Consider the following 20,784-nt stretch of genomic DNA (forward strand, 5'->3'; position numbering starts at 1 on the left):
TTTCAGTCGTTTTAAATTCTCAATTAGGTAATCCTCCTTTACAGTTGGAAAACTTAATTAAAAGTTGAGATTGGCGTGTTGAATATGAAAATAATGTATGTGTACACATAAAATGAATACCAAGCTGATGATGTAATCACAATAAATTAGAGTGAATCAGTCAACTTATTGGTGAAATTTTGCTATAATCTTTCGTCATTCTTTTTATTCTCCTTTACCACTATGCATTATCCTAAAGTTTACGATGTCATTGTTATCGGCGGCGGTCACGCGGGTACAGAAGCAGCATTAGCTGCGGCACGTATGGGTCGACAGACTTTGCTCTTAACTCATAATATTGAGACTTTAGGGCAGATGAGCTGTAACCCGGCCATTGGTGGTATTGGTAAATCACATTTAGTACGTGAAATTGATGCCTTGGGCGGTGCGATGGCATTGGCTGCCGATAAAGGTGGTATTCAATTCCGTATTTTGAACTCACGTAAAGGTGCAGCAGTACGTGCAACACGTGCGCAAGCTGATCGTGTACGTTTTAAGGCTGCCATTCGCCATACGCTAGAAAATCAAGCCAACTTGGATATTTTCCAACAAGCAGCGGATGACTTAATTGTCGAAGGCGATACCGTAAAAGGTGTGGTGACACAAATGGGTATTCGCTTTGATGCGAAAACAGTTGTGTTAACCACAGGTACATTCTTGGGCGGTGTGATTCACATTGGCCTAAATAATGCTTCAGGCGGCCGTGCAGGTGATCCTCCTTCAATTTCATTGGCTGCGCGCCTACGTGAATTGAACCTACCGGTTGGTCGTTTAAAAACCGGTACGCCACCACGTATTGATGCGCGTTCAGTTGATTTCTCTGTGATGACCGCACAACCGGGTGATTTTCCATCGCCGACCATGTCGTTCATGGGGGATGCGTCTATGCATCCTGAGCAAATTAATTGCTACATCACACACACCAATGAACGTACCCATGAGATCATTCGTGGCGGGTTAGACCGTTCACCGATGTATACTGGTATGATTGAAGGTGTTGGTCCGCGTTACTGCCCATCGATTGAAGATAAAATTCATAAATTTGCCGATAAAGACTCGCATCAAGTGTTCTTGGAACCCGAAGGTTTAGACACCCATGAGCTTTATCCAAATGGTATTTCAACATCTTTACCATTCGATGTGCAGTTTGAATTGGTGCGTTCAATCCGTGGTATGGAAAATGCGCATATTCTGCGTCCGGGTTATGCGATTGAATATGACTATTTTAACCCACAAGCCTTGAAGTTCTCTTTAGAAACCAAAGCAATTAATAACCTGTACTTTGCTGGCCAAATCAACGGTACAACCGGTTATGAAGAAGCAGGTGCGCAAGGCTTGCTTGCTGGTTTGAATGCAGCGCGTCGTGCGTGGGATCAAGAGCAATGGACACCAAAACGTGATGAAGCATATATGGGTGTTCTTGTAGATGACTTGATTACACTTGGTACAAAAGAACCGTACCGTATGTTTACCTCACGCGCTGAATACCGTTTGATGTTGCGTGAAGACAATGCAGATCAACGCTTAACAGCTATTGGTCGTGAACTTGGTCTTGTAGATGATGCGCGCTGGGATTCTTTCTGTGCAAAAATGGAAGCGATTGAAACTGAAACAGGTCGCTTGCAACACCTTTGGGCTGCACCAAATAACCCAATGGGTAAAAAGTTCGTTGAAATGACAGGTGATGATCTGTCTAAAGAAACCAATGCCATTGATTTGCTGAAACGCCCAAATATCAATTTCTCTCAAATTGCTGAATTGACAGGTTCAGAAGTATCTGCATTTGTGGGTGAGCAAATTGAAATTGCGGTGAAATATGCGGGTTATATTAACCGTCAGCAAGAAGACGTTGCGCAAATGAAGCGTCTGGAAGAAACACGTATTCCTGCTGATTTTGACTATGATGTTGTTTCTGGTTTATCACGTGAAATTACTTTAAAGCTGAAAGATGTTCGTCCTGAAACATTGGCTCAAGCCAGTCGTATTCCGGGTGTGACACCAGCAGCAGTGCAATTGGTGATGATTACGATTCGTAAGAATAACCAAGCTAAAAAATCTGCATAATAATCAAATATATAAAAAAGTCCGCTAAATGCGGGCTTTTTTGTATTTGGAGTTTATGTGGTGGATGGAATATGGCATTGCATCCATTAGAGGAGGCAAAAATATAGGCATGATTAGTTTTAACTATGGTTTGATTAGTAAAAACTTAGGTTGTGGTAAGTGTTTGTATTTTAATTAAATTAAAAATTATTAAGACTTGTAAGATCTTGTTATACAAAGTTTTGAGTCTTAGTCGAACCCGTGTAGGAAAGTAATTCCGACCATTGTCGTGGTATTTATTCAACAGAATAAAGCAGACACTTCATGTCATGACCTATGAGTGCATTTACGCTCAATGAATGGAGTTCGATTATGGCAAATCAACAATCGGGAAAAATGCAAAAATTTCTAACGGTATTTTTGTGTTTTTGGGTGGCATTTTTTGAAGGTTTTGACCTGCAAGCACCCGGTATTGCTGCAAAAGGAATTGCAGCCACATTTTCCCTAGACCAAGTTCAAATGGGCTATGTATTCAGCCTAGGCGTATTTGGTATGCTGTTTGGTGCATTTTTTGGCGGCCGTATCGCAGATTATTTAGGGCAGAAGAAAGTCCTGATGCTGTCTATTTTTATTTTTGGTGTATTTATGTCGATTACGGCATTTGCTCCAAGTATAGAAGTTTTATATATCGCACGTTTCTTTACTGGTCTTGGTTTAGGCGCTGCGATGCCAACCATGATTTCTGTTGTAGGGGATGAAGCAACCGAAGCCAATCGTGGTCGTTTAAATAGTTTGATGTATTGTGGTTTGCCAGTCGGCGCAATCTTTGTTGCAGGATTAGGTATCTTATTTAAAGATATCTCATGGCATACCTTGTTCTTGATTGGTGGTTTAGCACCATTGTTACTGCTTCCATTGATGGCACTTATTCTGAAAGATAAACGTCAGGAAAAAGTTCAAGCAGCATCAACTGAAGCTGTGCCAAGTATGGGGCAAATCCTTTTTGCTGAGCAGCGCTATAAATATACATTGCCGCTCTGGTTAGGGTTTTTCTTTACCTTGATGGTGAATTATATCCTGATTAGTTGGTTGCCGAACTTGTTGATGGAACAAGGTTTGGAGAAACAACAAGCTTTTATGATCATGTTGGTATTCCAAGTGGGTGCTGTAATTGGGACTCTGGGTCTGGGCTATTTATTTGATCGTCTTAAACTTTGGCAAATGGCTGTGATTATTTATACTGGCTTGTTTGTTGCACTGTTTGTATTATTTACGACAAGTTCGATTCCATTGCTCATTGCGGCAGGTGTGATGGGCGGTATCTTCTCTACAGGTGGTCAATCTATTTTGTACGGTATTTCCCCAATTTTCTATTCACCAGCAGGTAAGGTGACGGGTGTAGGAAGTGCGATTTCATGGGGGCGTTTGGGGGCAATGACTGGGCCATTATTAACAGGTAAGATTTTAGCCCTTGGTTTAGGAACCACAGGAATTTTAATTGCAAGTGCGCCGGGGATTGTATTGTCAGCAGTTGCAGTCGCAACACTTTCAGCCTATAAGGCTGCACAAAAGAAGGAATAAAATAAAAGATTCCAAAAGGAGTTACGGCTCCTTTTTTATGCAACAAATATGATTTCAGATTCAGATCATTTGATAGAATGAGGGGAATTACTCATGAAATTTTACTTTTATGTCTTATCAATTGATTGAACTCGATATTTCGCCATCAGATAATATTCAGTGCCCACATTGCAAACAACAAGTGATTGATTGGTCACAAGAACAATATGTGCAGCCATGTGAGCATATTTTATTTATTGCGATGGATATTGGTTTTGAATATATCACCGATGAATTTGAGCAAACTATGCAACATAGTGTCGATGACTTACATGCCAACGATGACCAATATCATATGTTTACTGAGATTGCTGCATCGACTTATCCTGAATTTTTGATTTATAAATCAGACTTAGGAGTGGAAGGTTATTCACGCTATGTAGGTTTTACTGCTTAATCGTAAACTTATATTTAATTGTTTAGCTGCAAAGTTAAAAATATAAAAGCCAGTTATGTAACTGGCTTTTTTAATGCTTGAAGTTGAAAAAATTAGCTTTCAATTTCTTCTTCAATGTCATCTTCAGCACTGTCCATGCCAAGCTCTTTAAGCTTACGTGTCAGTGTATTACGACCCCAACCGAGAAGTTCAGCAGCGTGACGTTTGCGGCCACGAGTTTGTTGTAGTGCAGCATTAATTAATGTGCGTTCAAACATTGGTGTGGCAATATCGAGAATTTTCATTTCGCCATTTTTAAGTTTTTGTACTGCCCATTGACCGAGTAACTCATCCCAATGATGTACACCAATGCGGTCAATCCCTTGATTGGCTGGTTCACCATCACTGCCTTGGATTGGAATTTGCTTCAGCTCTGAAGGTAGGTCTTCAGGGTAAACTTCACGACCTGTGATCATGACGGTTAACCATCGGCAGGTGTTTTCCAGTTGACGCACGTTACCTTGCCACGGGAGTTTTTGCATATATTCTTGCGTTTCAGGACGCAGGATCTTTGGGCTGACGCCTAACTCTTTACCTGCACTTGCCAAGAAATGCTGCGCGAGCATGGGAATGTCTTCGCTGCGATGTGCAAGTTTTGGAATGTGAATGCGAATCACATTAAGACGGTGATATAAGTCTTCACGGAAACGGCCTTCGTGTACCAGTTTTTCAAGGTCTTGGTGTGTGGCTGCGACAATACGAACATCGACTTTCACAGGGATGTGACCACCCACACGATAGAATTCACCATCGGCCAAAACACGCAGTAAACGAGTTTGGGTTTCAAATGGCATATCACCGATTTCATCTAGGAATAGCGTGCCGCCATTGGCTTGCTCAAAACGCCCTTGACGCTGGGTGTTAGCGCCAGTAAAAGCGCCTTTTTCATGGCCGAATAATTCAGTTTCAATCAAATCTTTTGGAATTGCCGCCATATTAAGTGCAATAAAAGGTTTGTTACCACGCGGTGAGTGTTTGTGTAAGGCATGCGCAACCAGTTCTTTGCCTGTACCGGATTCACCATTAATCAACACGGTAATGTGTGATTGAGATAAACGTCCGATTGCACGAAATACTTCCTGCATCGCAGGAGATTCACCAATAATTTCAGCAGACCGAATGGGTTGAACTGTTTTGGTGGATTCTTGTTGTTGTAGTTTGGCAATATGTAAAATGGCGCGATTCACCAATGCCAGCGCTTCATCAATATCAAATGGTTTTGGTAGGTACTCAAAAGCACCAGTTTGATAACTTGAAACTGCCGACTCTAAGTCTGAATGCGCTGTCATAATAATGACAGGAAGGTCAGGGTAATTGCCTTTTACTTTGCTTAAGAAAGTGAGACCATCAATGCCGGGCATACGGATGTCGGTTAAAATCACATCAGGTGTATCGACATTTAATTGATCTAAAGCAGATTGTGCTTCTTCAAAGCTGGTGACATCGAATCCTTCTTCTTTAAAGGTCTTTTCTAACACCCAACGCATGGCGCGGTCATCATCAATGACCCAAATCTTATTACGCGACATGATCTGACTCCCAAGGTAAATATAAGCTAAATACTGTTTTTCCAGGAATGGATTGGCATTCAATCATTCCGTTATGTTGATGCATAATATTTTGAGCAATGCTTAGTCCAAGTCCAGTGCCTTTGGCGCGACCTGTTACAAGTGGATAAAATACTGATTCTAAAATGTCTTGAGGGACACCCGGACCATTGTCTTCGATATCAATACGTACGGCTGAACGCTTTAATACCCCATTGATGGTAATAAGGCGTTGAATTCGAGTTCTGAGAATCAGTTCGGGTTGGTGGTCGACAAAAAACTCTTTATTTTCAGTCATCGCTTGTACTGCATTGACGCTGATATTCAACATGACTTGAATTAGTTGATCTCGATCGGCCAAGACATTCGGCAAGGACAAATCATAATCACGAGTAATTTTGATTTTCTTTTTGGTTTGATTGACGATTAACGTGCGGACACGCTCAAGCGGCTCATGCACATTTACAGGTTCATAGCTCGGAAGTTGGCGTGAACCCAGCAAGGTATCGGCAAGATTTCTTAAACGATCGACTTCGCTAATAATAATGTCGGTAAATTCACTATATTTCGGATCATTTAAACTGCGCGCGAGCAATTGCGTTGCACCACGGATGCCACCGAGGGGATTTTTAATTTCATGCGCAACCCCACGAATTAATTGACGCGCGACTTGATGTTGTTGAATCAGGTTTTCTTCTTTGGAAATTTTCAACATACGATCAATTTGATTTAACTCAATAATCAGTAGAGGGTGATAAGGTTTGCCTGAGTTGAGCTGTGAAACGGTGTAATCCACATGAATGTCTTTAAAATTGACATTAATCGTGGCTTCACGACGCGTGTAGTGCTGACCTGTAGTTAGTGTATTGATTAATGCGTCATGCGTATTAAATTCATCATTAGACATATGCAGTAGATTTAGTACAGGTTGGCCCGATGCACGTAATAAGCTGATGTCAAAAAGCGCTTCACAAGATGAATTTAAATAAAAAATATTAAGGTTGCTATCGACCAATAAAATGGCAGTGGTTAAGTTATCCACTAAAAGCCGGTAATCAATCGTCATAGTCTGATCCATTAGCGAAAGGTTCCTGTCTTAAAATGGCGCAATGGCATCTTCATAAAGTAAATTGCTAACTGTATTAAGTTTTGAATTGATGCAAGTTATGCAAGATATAAGCCAACTATTAAAAAACGCGAAGTTATGATGCTTATTTGAATGAATGCGCAAGTTTAAGACTTTAAATAAAATGTATAGCGGATTCAAAAGGGGCTGTAAATCGAAAATGTATCAAAATAGTGCAAAATAAATTATATGGATAAATTTATAGCATTATTTTGGTGCGTGATATAAAGAGTGGCCTTTTTACCTGTTTTTATGAATTGAAAAGACATACAATACGCGGATTATAGTGGAGCGCAGATTCATGAAATCCCCCAAAGTCGGTTTTGTTTCTTTAGGTTGTCCTAAGGCATTGGTAGATTCCGAACGAATTTTAACTCAGTTAAAGACTGAAGGTTATGATGTAGCATCGGATTATGATGGTGCTGATCTAGTTGTTGTAAATACTTGTGGTTTTATTGAATCTGCAGTACAAGAGTCTTTAGATGCCATCGGCGAAGCGATGAATTCTAATGGTCGCGTTATTGTGACTGGCTGTTTAGGTAAAGACGAAGACAAAATTCGCCAAATGCACCCAAATGTCTTAAAAGTGACAGGTGCTGCGGCATATCAAGAAGTGATGGAAGCAGTGCACGAATATGTGCCTGAGCCACCAAAACACAATCCATTTGTTGATCTTGTTCCTGAGCAAGGGATTCGATTAACGCCAAAGCATTATGCATATTTGAAAATTTCAGAAGGCTGTAACCACCGTTGCACATTCTGCATTATTCCAAGCATGCGTGGTGATCTGGTTTCACGTCCTGTGGGCTCAGTGTTAAGCGAAGCGCAAGCCTTGAAAAAAGCAGGTGTTAAAGAAGTACTCGTGATCTCCCAAGATACTTCGGCTTATGGTGTGGATACCAAGTATAAACTTGATTTTTGGAACGGTCAGCCAGTCAAAACTAAATTCTTTGACATGTGTGAGGCACTTGGACAATTGGGAATTTGGGTGCGTTTACATTACGTCTATCCATATCCACATGTCGATGCCGTGATTGACTTGATGGCGCAAGGCAAAATTTTACCTTATTTGGATATTCCATTTCAGCACGCAAGTCCAAAAATTCTGAAGTTGATGAAGCGTCCTGCGCACAGTGAAAATACCCTAGAGCGTTTAAAAGTTTGGCGTGAAAAATGCCCTGATCTTGTCATTCGTTCGACATTTGTGGTGGGCTTCCCTGGTGAAACTGAAGAAGACTTCCAAATGTTATTGGAATGGTTAAAAGAAGCGCAGCTTGATCGTGTTGGTTGTTTTACCTATTCACCGGTTGAAGGTGCGACTGCAAATGATTTACCAGATCACGTGCCTGAAGAAATTAAACAAGAACGTTATGAACGTTTCATGCAGGTTCAGCAAGAAATTTCTGCAGCGAAATTGCAAAAGCGCATTGGTCAGAAAATGATAGTGCTTGTTGATGACTTGGAAGAAGAATTCCCGGTTGCTGTTGCACGTTCTTATGCGGATGCCCCTGAAATTGATGGCAATGTTTTTGTTGAAGATATTGATAAATCACTCATCAAAGCCGGTGATTTGCTCGAAGTCGAAATTACCGATGCAGACGAATATGATCTGTATGCAAAATTGATTTCGGTGAAATCAAACTAAGACACAAATAAAATTTTAAAGTTTAATTAATATTGGAGTTACGATGTTGGATTCTAAAAAACCACGTTTTGAACGCATCTTATTAAAACTTTCTGGTGAAGCGCTTGCTGGAAATAAAGACATGGGAATCGATGCACCTGTGCTTGATCAAATGTCTCTAGCAATTGCGCACTTGGTAGGTTTGGGTGTACAAGTTGGAATTGTTGTTGGTGGTGGTAACTTGTACCGTGGTAGCCAATTGCAAAAAGATGGTTTAGTTGGCCGTGTAACAGGTGACCAAATGGGTATGCTCGCAACGGTTATGAACGGTTTGGCATTACGTGATGCGTTGGTACGCCGTAATATCAAAACACGTTTGATGTCTGCACTTCCAATTGGTGCCGTAGTTGAATCATATTCAAGCCGTGATGCGATTCGTCACCTAACTCAAGGTGAAGTGTGTGTATTTGTTGCGGGTACAGGGAATCCATTCTTTACTACAGATACAGCAGCTTGCTTACGCGGTATTGAAATCGAAGCAGATTTGATTTTGAAAGCAACCAAAGTTGATGGTGTTTACAACAAAGATCCAAGTAAATTTGAAGATGCAGTGAAATATGACGCATTAACATTTGATCAAGTGCTTGATGAAAAATTGGGTGTGATGGATTTAACCGCAATTTGCTTGTGTCGTGATCACAATGTTCCACTTCAAGTGTTCGATATGAACAAGTCGGGTTCATTGCTTTCGGTTGTAATGGGCGAAAAAGAAGGTACTCACGTTACTAACTAATGTACGTGAGCCAGAAAGCTCTTTATACTACACTCTATTTTAAAATTAACATCTTTTCGAATTCAGTAAGGAAGATCACATGATTAACGATCTTAAAAAAGACGCGGAAGACCGTATGAGCAAGTCTCTAGACTCACTAGAGCATGGTTTTGCTAAAGTTCGTACGGGACGTGCGCATCCATCTATTTTGAATGGTGTTATGGTTCCTTACTATGGCTCTGATGTGCCATTAAACCAAGTTGCAAACGTGGGTGTTGAAGACTCGCGTACTTTACTTGTACAACCTTTTGAACGTTCAATGGTTGCTGCAATCGATAAAGCGATTCGTGAATCAGACTTGGGTTTAAACCCAATCACAGCTGATGCAATTCGTGTTCCAATGGCAGCATTAACTGAAGAAACACGTAAAGACATGCAAAAAGTTGCACGTAACGAAGCAGAAAATGCCAAAGTTGCGATTCGTAATATTCGCCGTGATGTATTGGGTGATATAAAAGCATTATTGAAAGAAAAAGAAATTTCTGAAGATGATGAGCGCCGTGCAGGTGATGATATCCAAAAAATCACAGACAAATTCGTTGCTGAAGTTGAAAAACGTCTGGCTGCAAAAGAAGCTGAATTGATGAAGGTCTAAGTTTTAATGACCTCATCTGAAGAAAATTCCCGTCTTCCAAAACATGTTGCCATTATTATGGATGGCAACAATCGTTTTGCCAAAAAGAATCAAATGCAAAAAGGTGAAGGGCATCGTTCTGGTAAGGACATCCTAGATCCGATCGTTGAACATTGTCGTAAAAGAAATATCCAAGCACTGACTGTTTTTGCTTTTTCGAGTGAAAACTGGAATCGACCGCAATTTGAAGTTGATTTACTCATGGCGCTCCTTGAAGAGACCATTCATGAGCAGTTGCCGCGTATGGAAAAATTTAATATTTCCTTACGTTTTATTGGTGATCGTTCTCGTTTATCTCCAACGTTACGTGACTTAATGTTGCATGCGGAACAAAGGACTGCTAATTTCGACAGCATGACCTTGACCATTGCGATTAGTTACGGTGGTATGTGGGATATGGCTCAGGCTGCAAAACACATTGCAGCAGATGTTCTAGCAAATAAAATAGATCTTGAAACAGTGGATGCTGATGTTTTTGGTCAGTATGTCAGTCTGAGTGATTTGCCACCAGTAGATTTGTTAATTCGTACAGGTGGAGATTTCCGTCTTTCGAATTTTTTACTTTGGCAGGCTGCCTATGCAGAGCTTTATTTCACCAAGACCTTATGGCCTGAATTTACCATAGAAGAGTTTGATGATGCACTGGCTGTATTTGGTGGTCGTGAACGTCGCTTTGGTAAAACGTCAGAGCAGATTCAACAAGAGCAACTTGAGAATAAATAAATGTTAGAGCGGATAATAACCGCATTGGTACTGGTTTCAGTTGTACTGAGTTGTATGTTTGCAACCGAGTCTAAATATCCAATGCTTGTGCTGATGATTATTGCATCAGCTGTTGCAGGTTATGAGTGGTTTAAGCTCATGCCTCGTAACACTAAAAATGTGATTAAGCCATTTGCTTGGGGCTATGGTTTAGTGACTGCAATTCTTTCAGCATTGGCATTGCATTATAGCGATGTGGCTTTATTGCTTTGGGCTGCATCAATTTTTACTTGGATTTTAAGTGTTTACTGGGTGAAGTCTTATCCAGAGTATGACAACTGGTATAACCCAAGTTTAAACGGTATTGGTTTAGTTCTCATTTCAGCAGCCGTCACTGCAATTTTTTCTGTATGGGATAGTTCACCTTGGTGGCTCATGTATCTCTTCCTCTTGGTTTGGGGGGCAGATAGTGGTGCGTATTTTGTTGGACGTAAATTAGGTAAGCGAAAACTTGCTGCCGATGTCAGTCCAAATAAATCGATTGAAGGTTTATATGGTGGCTTATTCACTGCAATGTTGATTGTGGTGGTGGTTGAAGTTATTTATCTAGACTTAAGCCTTGCTGAACATCTTCTATTTTTAATTCTTTCTGTCGTGACTGTCTTTAGTTCGGTGCTCGGCGACCTATTTGAATCGATGATTAAGCGTCGTGCAGGAATCAAAGATTCGGGTCGTATTTTGCCTGGACACGGTGGCGTATTGGATCGTATTGACTCGTTACTTGCTGCAGCTCCGATTTTTGCAGCTGGTATGTATGTTTTAAAACTTATTGGCGTAGATTTATAGATGTCACAATCTGTTTGTATATTGGGTGTTACAGGATCAATTGGTCAAAGTACTTTAAAGATTCTGCAAAAACACCCTGAGGCGTATTCTGTTTTTGCTGTAACCGCACATAGCCGAATTGTAGAACTTGTAAAAATTTGCAAACAGTATCGACCGAAAATCGCAGTGGTTCCACAAAATAAAGTGGATGAGCTGCGCCAATTATTGATTCAAGAACAGCTTGCCGATATTGAAATCCTGCATGATGAAGCAGGATTAATCGCTGTTGCAGAACATCCAGAAGTGGATGTGGTGATGGCTGCGATTGTTGGTGCTGCAGGTTTGTTGCCTACATTAGCTGCTGCAAAAGCAGGTAAGCGTGTGTTGCTGGCAAATAAAGAAGCATTGGTGATGTCGGGTGACATCATGATTCAAACTGCACGTGAAAATAATGCCTTACTACTTCCTGTAGACTCGGAACACAACGCAATCTTTCAGTGTTTGCCGCAAACGTATTTACAGAAAGAACGTAATGGGCAACCTAAAATGGGGGTACAGCAAATTTTGCTCACTGCCTCAGGCGGTCCATTTTTGAAACATAGCTTGGAGCAGTTGGAAACCGTTACTCCAGCTCAAGCGTGTAAGCATCCAAACTGGTCGATGGGGCGGAAAATTTCGGTTGATTCTGCGACCTTGATGAATAAAGGTTTGGAGTTGATTGAAGCCTGTCATTTATTTGCAGTTGAAGAACAATTTGTAACAGTTGTTGTGCATCCACAGAGTATCATTCATTCAATGGTTCAATATGTTGATGGTTCAACCTTGGCGCAAATGGGTAATCCTGATATGTGTACGCCAATTGCGCATGCACTCGCATGGCCTGAGCGTATACAGACACATGTTCCACCTTTGGATTTATTTTGTCATTCACAGCTTAATTTTGAAGAACCAGATATCAAACGATTCCCTGCTTTAAAATTAGCGCGTCAAGCAATGAAAGCAGGTGGTTTGGCACCTGCGGTATTGAATGCAGCAAATGAAGTCGCGGTTGCTGCATTTTTGAATGAACAAATTGGTTTTACTCAAATTCCACAAATTGTTGAACATACATTAGGTCAAATTGAAAATAGTGCAGCAAGTAGTATTGAAGTGATCTTACAAGCAGATCAAGCTGCACGCATAGTTGCAGAGAAAGCCGTATTGAATTCAGGAAGTTAAAACATGAATGCCTTATTTATGATTGTTGCAGCAATATTGCTTCTCGGACCGCTTATTGCGATCCATGAATTTGGGCATTATTTTGTTGCGCGTAAATTGGGTGTGAAAGTCCTAGTCTATTCAATTGGTTTTGGTCCAACGGTGTTGAAATGGACCTCCAAAAAATCAGGCATTCAGTATCAGCTTTCAGCATTGCCTCTTGGCGGCTATGTCAAAATGCTGGATGAGCGTGAGGGTAATGTTGCTGAAGAGGATTTACCGAAAGCGTTCAATCGCCAACATCCTTGGAAACGTATTGCAATTGTTGCCGCAGGCCCACTGATCAATCTGGCATTTGCTATTGTTCTATTTTGGATTTTATTTTTACCTGCTCAAGAGCAACTCAATACGCGCGTTGGTAAGGTATTGCCCAATACACCTGCCGCTGCGGTTCAAATGCAAGCAGGTGATAAAATTACAGCCGTGGATGGTACACAAGTTTCAACATGGGAGCGTTTAAATTACGCCTTAGTTGACCGTGTGGGTGAGACTGGCAATATTCAGATTCAAGCTGAACGTGATGGACAGTTTAAAAATTTTAGTTTACCGATTCAGAGTTTTTTACGCGATCAATCTCAATCACCTTTAGATGTGTTGGGCTTTACGCCTTATCGCCCAGAAATTCCTGCAGTGGTTTCTAAGTTGAGTGAAGATGGTGCTGCTATTCGTCAGGGGATGAAGCAGGGCGACCGTATTGTGTCGATTGATGGCGTAAAAATGAAAGACTGGTTTGATGTTGTACAAGTTGTACAAGCCTCACCAGAAAAGTTACTTAAAATTGAAGTTTTACGACAAAATAAAATTGTACATTTGGAAGTAATGCCGCAAGGTAAGCGGGACCAAATGGGTAAAGTTACAGGAATACTTGGTGTCCAAAGCGACCCCGGAAAAGTAACAGTTCCAGCGGAATATAAACAAACAATTCAATATACCCCTGTTGAAGCAGCAGGTAAGGCGGTAGAAAAAACAGGTCAAATTTCTGGCATGATTTTAAATTCTATTGTAAAAATGGTACGTGGTTTAGTGGGTCTAGATAACCTTTCAGGGCCAATTACCATTGCAAAAGTGGCAGGTCAAAGTGCGGAAATGGGCTGGCAAACCTTTATTTCCTTTATGGCACTCATGAGTGTGAGCCTCGGGATTTTGAATTTATTACCAATTCCAATGCTTGATGGCGGTCATTTAATTTACTATTTTATTGAATTAATTCGTGGTAAACCTGTTTCTGAACAAATACAATTGGTTGGATTAAAAATTGGTATGGTATTGCTCGGTAGTATGATGCTACTGGCTCTATTCAATGACATTATGCGTTTATAAGAACGTAATACGGAATAAATTAACAGCGGAAAAACTGGCATGCAGCACAAACATTTATTTATGCCATTGGCACTGGTTAGTGCTATGGCTGTAGCACAACAAGTATATGCAGCCGATGATTTTGTAGTACAAGATATTCGAGTTGATGGTTTGGTGCGTTTAACACCTGACAATGTAGCAGGAATGATCCCATTCACCGCTGGCGATCGTGTAAATGATCAAATCATTTCAAGTTCTATTCGTAGTCTATTTGCGTCAGGCTTGTTTGATGATGTGAAGTCATCACAAGTTGGCAATACATTGGTCTATACCGTTGTTGAGCGTCCGGTCATTTCTAAAGTTGAGCTGAAAGGCAATAAACTTATTCCAAAAGAAGCACTGGAAGAAGGCCTGAAAAAAATGGGTCTTTCAGAAGGTGAAGTTCTGAAGAAATCATCTTTACAAACGGTCGAAACCGAACTTGAACAGCAATATATGCAACAAGGTCGTTACGATGCGGATGTCAAAGTTACAACGACTGCGCAGCCCAATAACCGCGTTAATGTATTAATTGAATTTGTTGAAGGTCAGTCTGCAAAAGTTTTTGACATCAATATTATTGGTAATACCGTCTTTAAAGAAAGTGAAATTAAACAAGTCTTTGCTTTAAAAGAAAGTGGTTGGAACTCTATTGTTTCACGTAATGACCGTTATGCACGTGAAAAAATGGCGGCAAGCCTTGAGTCTTTACGTGCGCTTTATCTGAATAAAGGCTATATCAATTTTAATGTCACCAACTCGAGCCTGAACTTAAGTGAAGATAAAAAACACGTCTTCATTGAAGTTTCTGTCGAAGAGGGTGAACAATTTAAATTTGGTGAAACGCATTTCTTGGGTGACACCTTATATACACAAGCAGATTTAAATGCCCTAAAACTATATAAAGATGGCGATTTATATTCACAAGAAAAAGTCAATGCAGTAAAACAGCTATTGCTTCGTAAATATGGTAATGCAGGTTATTACTTTGCTGAAGTCAATATTGTTCCTGAAATTAACAAAGAAACCAAACTTGTAGACTTAAATTACTATGTGAATCCGGGTCAGCAAGTCACTGTACGCCGTATTAACTTTACCGGTAACTCAAAGACCGCTGATGAAGTTTTACGTCGTGAAATGCGTCAAATGGAAGGCGCTTTAGCAAGTAATGAAAAAATTGACTTGTCTAAAGTGCGTTTAGAACGTACAGGTTTCTTTAAAACTGTAGATGTTAAACCTGCACGTATTCCAGGTACACCGGATCAAATTGACTTAAATGTCGCAGTGGAAGAACAACATTCTGGTACTAGTACTTTGGCTGTGGGTTTCTCGCAAAGTGGTGGTGTGACATTCCAAGCGGGTTTAAGTCAAACCAACTTCTTGGGTACGGGGAATGCGGTATCGATCGATTTGTCACGTTCAGAGACTCAAGATTACTACAACTTAAGTGTGACCGATCCATACTTCACCATTGATGGTGTGCGTCGTGGTTATAACATGTACTACCGTAAAACCAAGTTAGATGATGACTATAACGTTAACAACTATGTAACGGATAGTTTTGGTGGAGGTGTTAACTTTGGTTATCCAATCGATGAAAACCAAAGTGTAAGTTTAGGTTTAAATATTGATAATACTGAGGTGACCACAGGGCCATATGTTTCTACATATGTTCGTGATTATTTGTTGACACATGGTGGTAAAGCTAAAGGACAAGGTGAGTATTGTTCATCAGGGAATATATCTTCAGACTGGGACCTTGCCTTAGCTGCAAACCCAGATCTTGAAAAACCTACTGATAAAGATGATGAGTATTTTAAAGCATTATGTAGAGACTCAGCAAATAAGGATATTGGCTTTACCGCATTTGATGATGAATTCTCGGGTGATTTCTTAACTTATAATTTAAATCTTGGTTGGTCATATAATACCTTAAACCGTCCGATATTCCCAACTTCAGGCATGTCGCATCGTGTGAATGCGGAAGTGGCACTTCCGGGTAGTGATGTTGAGTATCAAAAAGCAACTTATGATGCTCAGGCTTTCTTCCCATTGGGCAAAGACTTCGTACTTCGTGGTTATGGTAAGTTAGGTTATGGTAATGATTTGCCATTCTATAAAAACTTCTATGCTGGCGGTTTTGGCTCAGTCCGTGGTTATGACAACAGCACTTTAGGTCCGAAATATCCTGGTGTAACTTATAATGAATCTCGTAAAATCGATTATGACCCTGAAGAAGTGGGTGGTAATGCTTTAATTCAGTTTGGTGCTGAATTGGTGCTTCCAGTGCCATTTAAAGGGGATTGGGCACGTCAAGTGCGTCCAGTATTGTTTGCCGAAGGTGCACAAGTTTTTGATACGCAATGTGACGTTCCATCTGGAAAATTGTATCTTAATGGTAAATTGGATGATGAGGGTGTAGACGCTAAGCAATATTGTAAAGATAACTTCGGTTTTGAGACAGACAATATGCGTTATAGCGTTGGTGCAGGCTTTACTTGGATTACCATGATTGGTCCAATTTCATTAAGTTATGCATTCCCACTGAATGACAAAGCTGGTGATGAAACCAAGGAAATTCAATTCGAAATCGGTCGTACTTTCTAAGTACGGCCCGTTTTGGGTAAATAAATTAAAAGGATAGGCAATGAAAAAAATAGTCGCAAGTTTGGCTTTGGTGGGTATGTCGTGTACAGCAATGGTGCATGCTGCTGGTTATGGTGTTGTAGATTTAGAAAAAGTGGTTGAACAAAGTGCTTTTATTAAACAGCAAAATGCCTCAATTCAGCAGCAAGTAAAACCTCAAACGACTAAGATTGAGAGCTTGGCGAAAGAGTTGGAAGCATTGCAACAAAAAGCACAACAAGGCGGCGATAAATTCACTGCTGCTCAAAAACAGCAGATGAGTCAGCAATATCAAGCGAAGTTAAAAGAGTTAAATGATCTGCAACAAAAAGTGCAAACTTCAGTTCAAAGCAATATTCAAACTTTGAATCGCACAATGGACACAAGAATTAAGCAAGTTGCGGAACAATTACGTACAGAAAACAACTTAGAAGTTGTTTTGAATAAAAATTCAGCACTTGCTTATGACCCTAAGTTTGATTTAACTGATAAAATGATTCAAAAGGTTAATGCAATTAAATAATCAATGAATTCTCAAAAATTCAGTTTAGAAAAGCTTGCTCAACTTGTACATGGTCAATGTACAGGTCAGGCAGATTTACAACTGAGTGGTATGGCAAGTATTGAACATGCCCAATCCCACCATCTCGCATTTGTAAATGCAGAAAAATACCTGACTGAGGCACGGCATTCTCAGGCAGGCGCACTGATTGTGACTGCTGAAATGCAGTCACAAATTTCTTCGCAACAAAATTTTATTGTTGTCCCAAATCCCTATCTTGCCTTTGCAATTTTGACGCATGTTTTTGAAAAGAAACATGTGAATACGGGTATTGAAAGTACCGCTCAAATTCATCCTTCTGCAATCGTTGCTGAAAGCGCTTACATCGGGCATTACACGGTAATCGGTGCGCATTGTGTAGTCGGTGAGGGAAGTCGGATTGAATCCCAAGTTAAGCTAGATGATGGTGTTGAAATTGGTAAAGAATGTTTTATTGATTCACATGTCACCATCACAGGCGAAGCAAAACTGGGTGATCGCGTACGTATTCATGCGAATACGGTCATTGGTGGTGAAGGATTTGGTTTTGCACCTTATCAAGGGAAATGGCACCGTATCGCACAATTAGGTTCTGTTTGTATTGGTAATGATGTCCGAATCGGCTCAAATTGTAGTATTGATCGGGGTGCTTTGGATGACACAATTCTTGAAGACGGTGTCATTATTGATAACCTTGTGCAAATTGCACATAACGTCAAAGTTGGTGCCAATACAGCAATGGCAGCGAAGTGTGGTATTGCTGGTAGTACCACGATTGGCAAAAATTGTATATTGGCAGGTGCTGTAGGTATCGTAGGTCATATTAATATCACCGATAATGTAACAATTACGGGGATGTCAATGGTCACAAAAAGTATTTCCGAACCTGGAAGTTATTCATCGGGTACGCCAATGCTGGAAAGTGGTTCATGGAAGAAAGCGGCGATTCGCTTTAAACAATTAGCAGATGTGCCATTGACCCAATTGGTCAAACGACTTGATCATATGCAGGCTCAAATAGAGTCCCTTGAATCAACATTTAAATTGCGTAAATAATTATGATGACAGAGTCGAATACCCCAGCATTCACAAAACCTGAATTACCAATGTCTATTCAGACTATCCGTGAATATTTGCCGCATCGTTATCCGTTTTTATTGGTTGATCGTGTTGTTGAAGTGACCGATAACGGGATTGTAGGCTATAAAAATGTAACGATTAACGAAGAATTCTTACAAGGCCATTTCCCAGAATATCCAATTATGCCGGGTGTTTTGATTGTTGAAGCACTCGCACAAGTTTCTGGTATTTTAGGTTTTATCATGAATGATGAGAAACCTTCTGCTGGTTCTTTGTTCCTATTTGCTGGTGCAGAAAAGGTTAGATTTAAAAAACAAGTGGTTGCAGGCGATCAACTTGTTTTAAAATCTGAATTAGTGATGCAAAAACGTGGCATTTACAAATATAATTGTATTGCTACCGTTGATGGTATTGTCGCAGCAACCGCGGAAATTATGGTTTCGCATCAGAAAATAGAGAAAGCATGAGCAATAACGAATTAATTCATCCTACCGCTATCATTGACGCATCTGCAGTAATTGCTCCAGATGTGCAGATTGGTCCGTATTGTATTATTGGACCAAATGTCACAATTGGGGCAGGTAGTAAACTACATTCACATGTTGTGGTGGGTGGATATACCCGTATTGGTCAATATAATGAAATATTTCAATTTGCAAGTGTGGGTGAAGTTTGCCAAGACCTGAAATATGCAGGTGAGGAAACTTGGTTGGAAATTGGTGATCACAATTCAATTCGTGAGCACTGTAGTTTGCACCGTGGTACAGTTCAAGATCATAGCTTAACAAAAGTGGGCAGCCATAATTTACTGATGGTTAATACGCACATTGCACATGACTGCATGGTTGGTGATCACAATATTTTTGCCAATAATGTCGGCGTTGCAGGTCACGTTCACATTGGCGACTATGTTATTGTAGGTGGTAACTCTGGGATTCATCAGTTCTGTAAGATTGACTCTTTCAGTATGATTGGTGGAGCATCCTTGATTCTTAAAGATGTGCCTGCTTATGTGATGGTTTCTGGCAATCCAGCCCATGCATTTGCGATGAATATTGAGGGTATGCGCCGTAAGGGTTGGTCTAAAAATGTGATTCAAGGCTTACGTGAATGCTTTAAACTCATCTATAAAGATGGTTTAACAACTAACGAAGCGATTGAGCGAATTCGTAATGAAATTTTGCCTGAAGTTGCAGAAGCGCAATTATTGATTGATTCTCTTGAACAATCAAAACGCGGTATTGTGCGTTAAGTGAAACTCAGTAAAAAAATAAGCAATAAAAAAAGACACTTTGTAGTGTCTTTTTTTATTGCTTAGAATGGAGATAGCTTATTTTTTAACATAACCTGCTTCTTCAGATTTTGGATATTTTTGCAGAAGTTTATTTTTTAATTGCGTTGCTAAAACGGTATTACGATCTACATCTTTTGCAATGCTATAAAGTTGATATAAAGCCCGTGGTGCACGACTTGAATCTGGGTACTTGTCAGCCACTATCCCGTAGTTCTTTTTTGCTTCTGCATAGTTGGTGGGTTCAATCGCGAGATTGAATTCAGCCAACCAAAAATAAGCATTGCCAATATAAACACTGTTTGGATTATTTTTAATAAAATTTTGCATTGGTGCGATGGCTTTTTTCGCACCACCTTGTTTATACGCATCTAAGGCAACAGTGTAGGCTGCTTTTTCAAGTTCTAGCGTATCTCCACCAGCATTTACAGGTGTTGTTGATACAGATGATGAGCTAATAGCAGGTTGTACAGCTGCTGCTTTTACACTATTAGGTGCTGGGAGATATACCTTGTTGGTTATCCTCCGTTGCGCCAGTATCTTCAGCAGGATCTATTTTTTGTTGTAGAAGTTCCAGACGTTGGTCTAAATCAGCATAACGATTGGTCAGTTCACTTTTCAGTTTTTCAATTTCATTATCTTGTTCTTCCATTTTGCCGCGTAGCGTACGTAATTCACTTTCTAATTGCTGATTTTTTTGCATCAGTTGCCAATTGAGATTGGTCGATGTTGGTGTTGCCGCACCGCCAGTCTGCATGGCAGTGCTATTTGCGGTATATACCGTTCCGTTATTTGCGCCACTGAGCCCTTTAGATTCGATTGGAATATTGGCATAGAGCGCACCAGAGCAAGAAAGGGTGAGGGCACAGAGCATATGCTTTTTGAGCATCATAAAATTTCCATTTAGTTCCGAACTGAGCTGCTTTGAATATTTTTATCACAGACAGCCAATTGATAAAGCGATAACACATTAAAAACGCCAAACTTATGAATTGCAATAAGCTTTTACAATCTTGTTGTGTATTAAAGTAAATAACGGGTCAAGAATTTTCATGCTTTCTACATAATCTAAATAGACATTGATTTATAAATAATCAAATGGTTAAAGACTTGATGTAAAACCAAGTTTTTGGCTTGCAACTTTATTAAAAATCTCTATACTCTGTTCTTGCAATGGTAGCCCTGCCGGTTACTTCGCAATTGTACTCTACGAACCCCGCCAGG

General features: G+C 40.2%; 17 protein-coding genes and 1 pseudogene. 15 read left to right on the forward strand and 3 right to left on the reverse strand.

What is annotated here, in order from left to right; genetic code table 11:
• Nucleotides 1–222: 222 nt before the first annotated feature.
• From mnmG to ACN6OV_RS00765, 3 genes are all read left to right on the forward strand, one after another.
• Nucleotides 223–2,103, forward strand: a complete 1,881-nt coding sequence (gene mnmG / locus ACN6OV_RS00755; RefSeq protein WP_427948804.1) for a tRNA uridine-5-carboxymethylaminomethyl(34) synthesis enzyme MnmG — start codon at nucleotides 223–225, stop codon at nucleotides 2,101–2,103.
• A gap of 351 nt (nucleotides 2,104–2,454) precedes the next feature.
• Nucleotides 2,455–3,663: a 3-(3-hydroxy-phenyl)propionate transporter MhpT gene (gene mhpT, locus ACN6OV_RS00760; RefSeq protein ID WP_427948805.1), complete on the forward strand. Its 1,209-nt coding sequence runs from the start codon at nucleotides 2,455–2,457 to the stop codon at nucleotides 3,661–3,663.
• Nucleotides 3,664–3,772: 109 nt separating this feature from the next.
• Nucleotides 3,773–4,099, forward strand: coding sequence for a hypothetical protein (locus ACN6OV_RS00765; RefSeq protein ID WP_427948807.1), 327 nt, complete (start codon nucleotides 3,773–3,775; stop codon nucleotides 4,097–4,099).
• 92 nt (nucleotides 4,100–4,191) lie between these two features.
• On the opposite strand, the gene glnG is transcribed toward ACN6OV_RS00765, so the two are convergent.
• Nucleotides 4,192–5,667: a nitrogen regulation protein NR(I) gene (glnG, locus tag ACN6OV_RS00770; RefSeq protein WP_427948809.1), complete on the reverse strand. Its 1,476-nt coding sequence runs from the start codon at nucleotides 5,665–5,667 to the stop codon at nucleotides 4,192–4,194.
• Entirely contained in the window at nucleotides 5,657–6,763 is a 1,107-nt protein-coding gene (gene glnL, locus ACN6OV_RS00775) for a nitrogen regulation protein NR(II) (RefSeq protein ID WP_427948811.1), read from the reverse strand. Before glnL ends, glnG begins: the two co-directional genes overlap by 11 nt.
• Nucleotides 6,764–7,112: 349 nt before the next feature.
• On the opposite strand from glnL, the gene rimO reads away from it, so the two are divergent.
• The 12 genes from rimO to lpxA all read left to right on the forward strand — a co-directional run bounded on the left by rimO (nucleotide 7,113) and on the right by lpxA (nucleotide 19,521).
• The gene (gene rimO / locus ACN6OV_RS00780) at nucleotides 7,113–8,456 is read left to right on the forward strand and encodes a 30S ribosomal protein S12 methylthiotransferase RimO (RefSeq protein ID WP_427948813.1); all 1,344 of its coding nucleotides are present in this window, start codon (nucleotides 7,113–7,115) and stop codon (nucleotides 8,454–8,456) included.
• 43 nt (nucleotides 8,457–8,499) lie between these two features.
• Nucleotides 8,500–9,228, forward strand: a complete 729-nt coding sequence (pyrH, locus tag ACN6OV_RS00785; protein ID WP_427948815.1) for a UMP kinase — start codon at nucleotides 8,500–8,502, stop codon at nucleotides 9,226–9,228.
• Between the two features lie 79 nt (nucleotides 9,229–9,307).
• Nucleotides 9,308–9,862: a ribosome recycling factor gene (frr, locus tag ACN6OV_RS00790; protein WP_427948816.1), complete on the forward strand. Its 555-nt coding sequence runs from the start codon at nucleotides 9,308–9,310 to the stop codon at nucleotides 9,860–9,862.
• A 6-nt stretch (nucleotides 9,863–9,868) separates the two neighbouring features.
• Nucleotides 9,869–10,624: a polyprenyl diphosphate synthase gene (uppS, locus tag ACN6OV_RS00795; protein WP_427948818.1), complete on the forward strand. Its 756-nt coding sequence runs from the start codon at nucleotides 9,869–9,871 to the stop codon at nucleotides 10,622–10,624.
• Nucleotides 10,625–11,449, forward strand: a complete 825-nt coding sequence (locus ACN6OV_RS00800; protein ID WP_427948819.1) for a phosphatidate cytidylyltransferase — start codon at nucleotides 10,625–10,627, stop codon at nucleotides 11,447–11,449.
• Entirely contained in the window at nucleotides 11,450–12,646 is a 1,197-nt protein-coding gene (gene ispC / locus ACN6OV_RS00805; RefSeq protein WP_427948821.1) for a 1-deoxy-D-xylulose-5-phosphate reductoisomerase, read from the forward strand.
• Between the two features lie 3 nt (nucleotides 12,647–12,649).
• Nucleotides 12,650–14,005 (forward strand): RIP metalloprotease RseP, encoded by a 1,356-nt coding sequence (gene rseP, locus ACN6OV_RS00810; protein WP_427948823.1) that lies wholly within the window; start codon nucleotides 12,650–12,652, stop codon nucleotides 14,003–14,005.
• Between the two features lie 84 nt (nucleotides 14,006–14,089).
• Nucleotides 14,090–16,630: an outer membrane protein assembly factor BamA gene (bamA, locus tag ACN6OV_RS00815; protein ID WP_427948831.1), complete on the forward strand. Its 2,541-nt coding sequence runs from the start codon at nucleotides 14,090–14,092 to the stop codon at nucleotides 16,628–16,630.
• Between the two features lie 40 nt (nucleotides 16,631–16,670).
• The gene (locus ACN6OV_RS00820) at nucleotides 16,671–17,171 is read left to right on the forward strand and encodes an OmpH family outer membrane protein (protein WP_427948825.1); all 501 of its coding nucleotides are present in this window, start codon (nucleotides 16,671–16,673) and stop codon (nucleotides 17,169–17,171) included.
• A 3-nt stretch (nucleotides 17,172–17,174) separates the two neighbouring features.
• Complete coding sequence (gene lpxD, locus ACN6OV_RS00825; RefSeq protein ID WP_427948827.1) at nucleotides 17,175–18,245, forward strand: UDP-3-O-(3-hydroxymyristoyl)glucosamine N-acyltransferase; 1,071 nt, start codon at nucleotides 17,175–17,177, stop codon at nucleotides 18,243–18,245.
• Between the two features lie 5 nt (nucleotides 18,246–18,250).
• Nucleotides 18,251–18,736, forward strand: a complete 486-nt coding sequence (fabZ, locus tag ACN6OV_RS00830) for a 3-hydroxyacyl-ACP dehydratase FabZ (protein WP_427948832.1) — start codon at nucleotides 18,251–18,253, stop codon at nucleotides 18,734–18,736.
• A complete protein-coding gene (gene lpxA, locus ACN6OV_RS00835) occupies nucleotides 18,733–19,521 on the forward strand; it encodes an acyl-ACP--UDP-N-acetylglucosamine O-acyltransferase (RefSeq protein ID WP_427948829.1) in 789 nt (262 codons plus the stop codon). The genes fabZ and lpxA overlap by 4 nt, the downstream gene beginning before the upstream one ends.
• A 78-nt stretch (nucleotides 19,522–19,599) precedes the next feature.
• Here lpxA and ACN6OV_RS00840 read toward each other — a convergent pair.
• Nucleotides 19,600–20,452 (reverse strand): annotated as a pseudogene (locus ACN6OV_RS00840) (YbgF trimerization domain-containing protein).
• Nucleotides 20,453–20,784: the final 332 nt, after the last annotated feature.

Source organism: Acinetobacter sp., assembly GCF_050285345.1.
Classification (GTDB): Bacteria; Pseudomonadota; Gammaproteobacteria; order Pseudomonadales; family Moraxellaceae; genus Acinetobacter.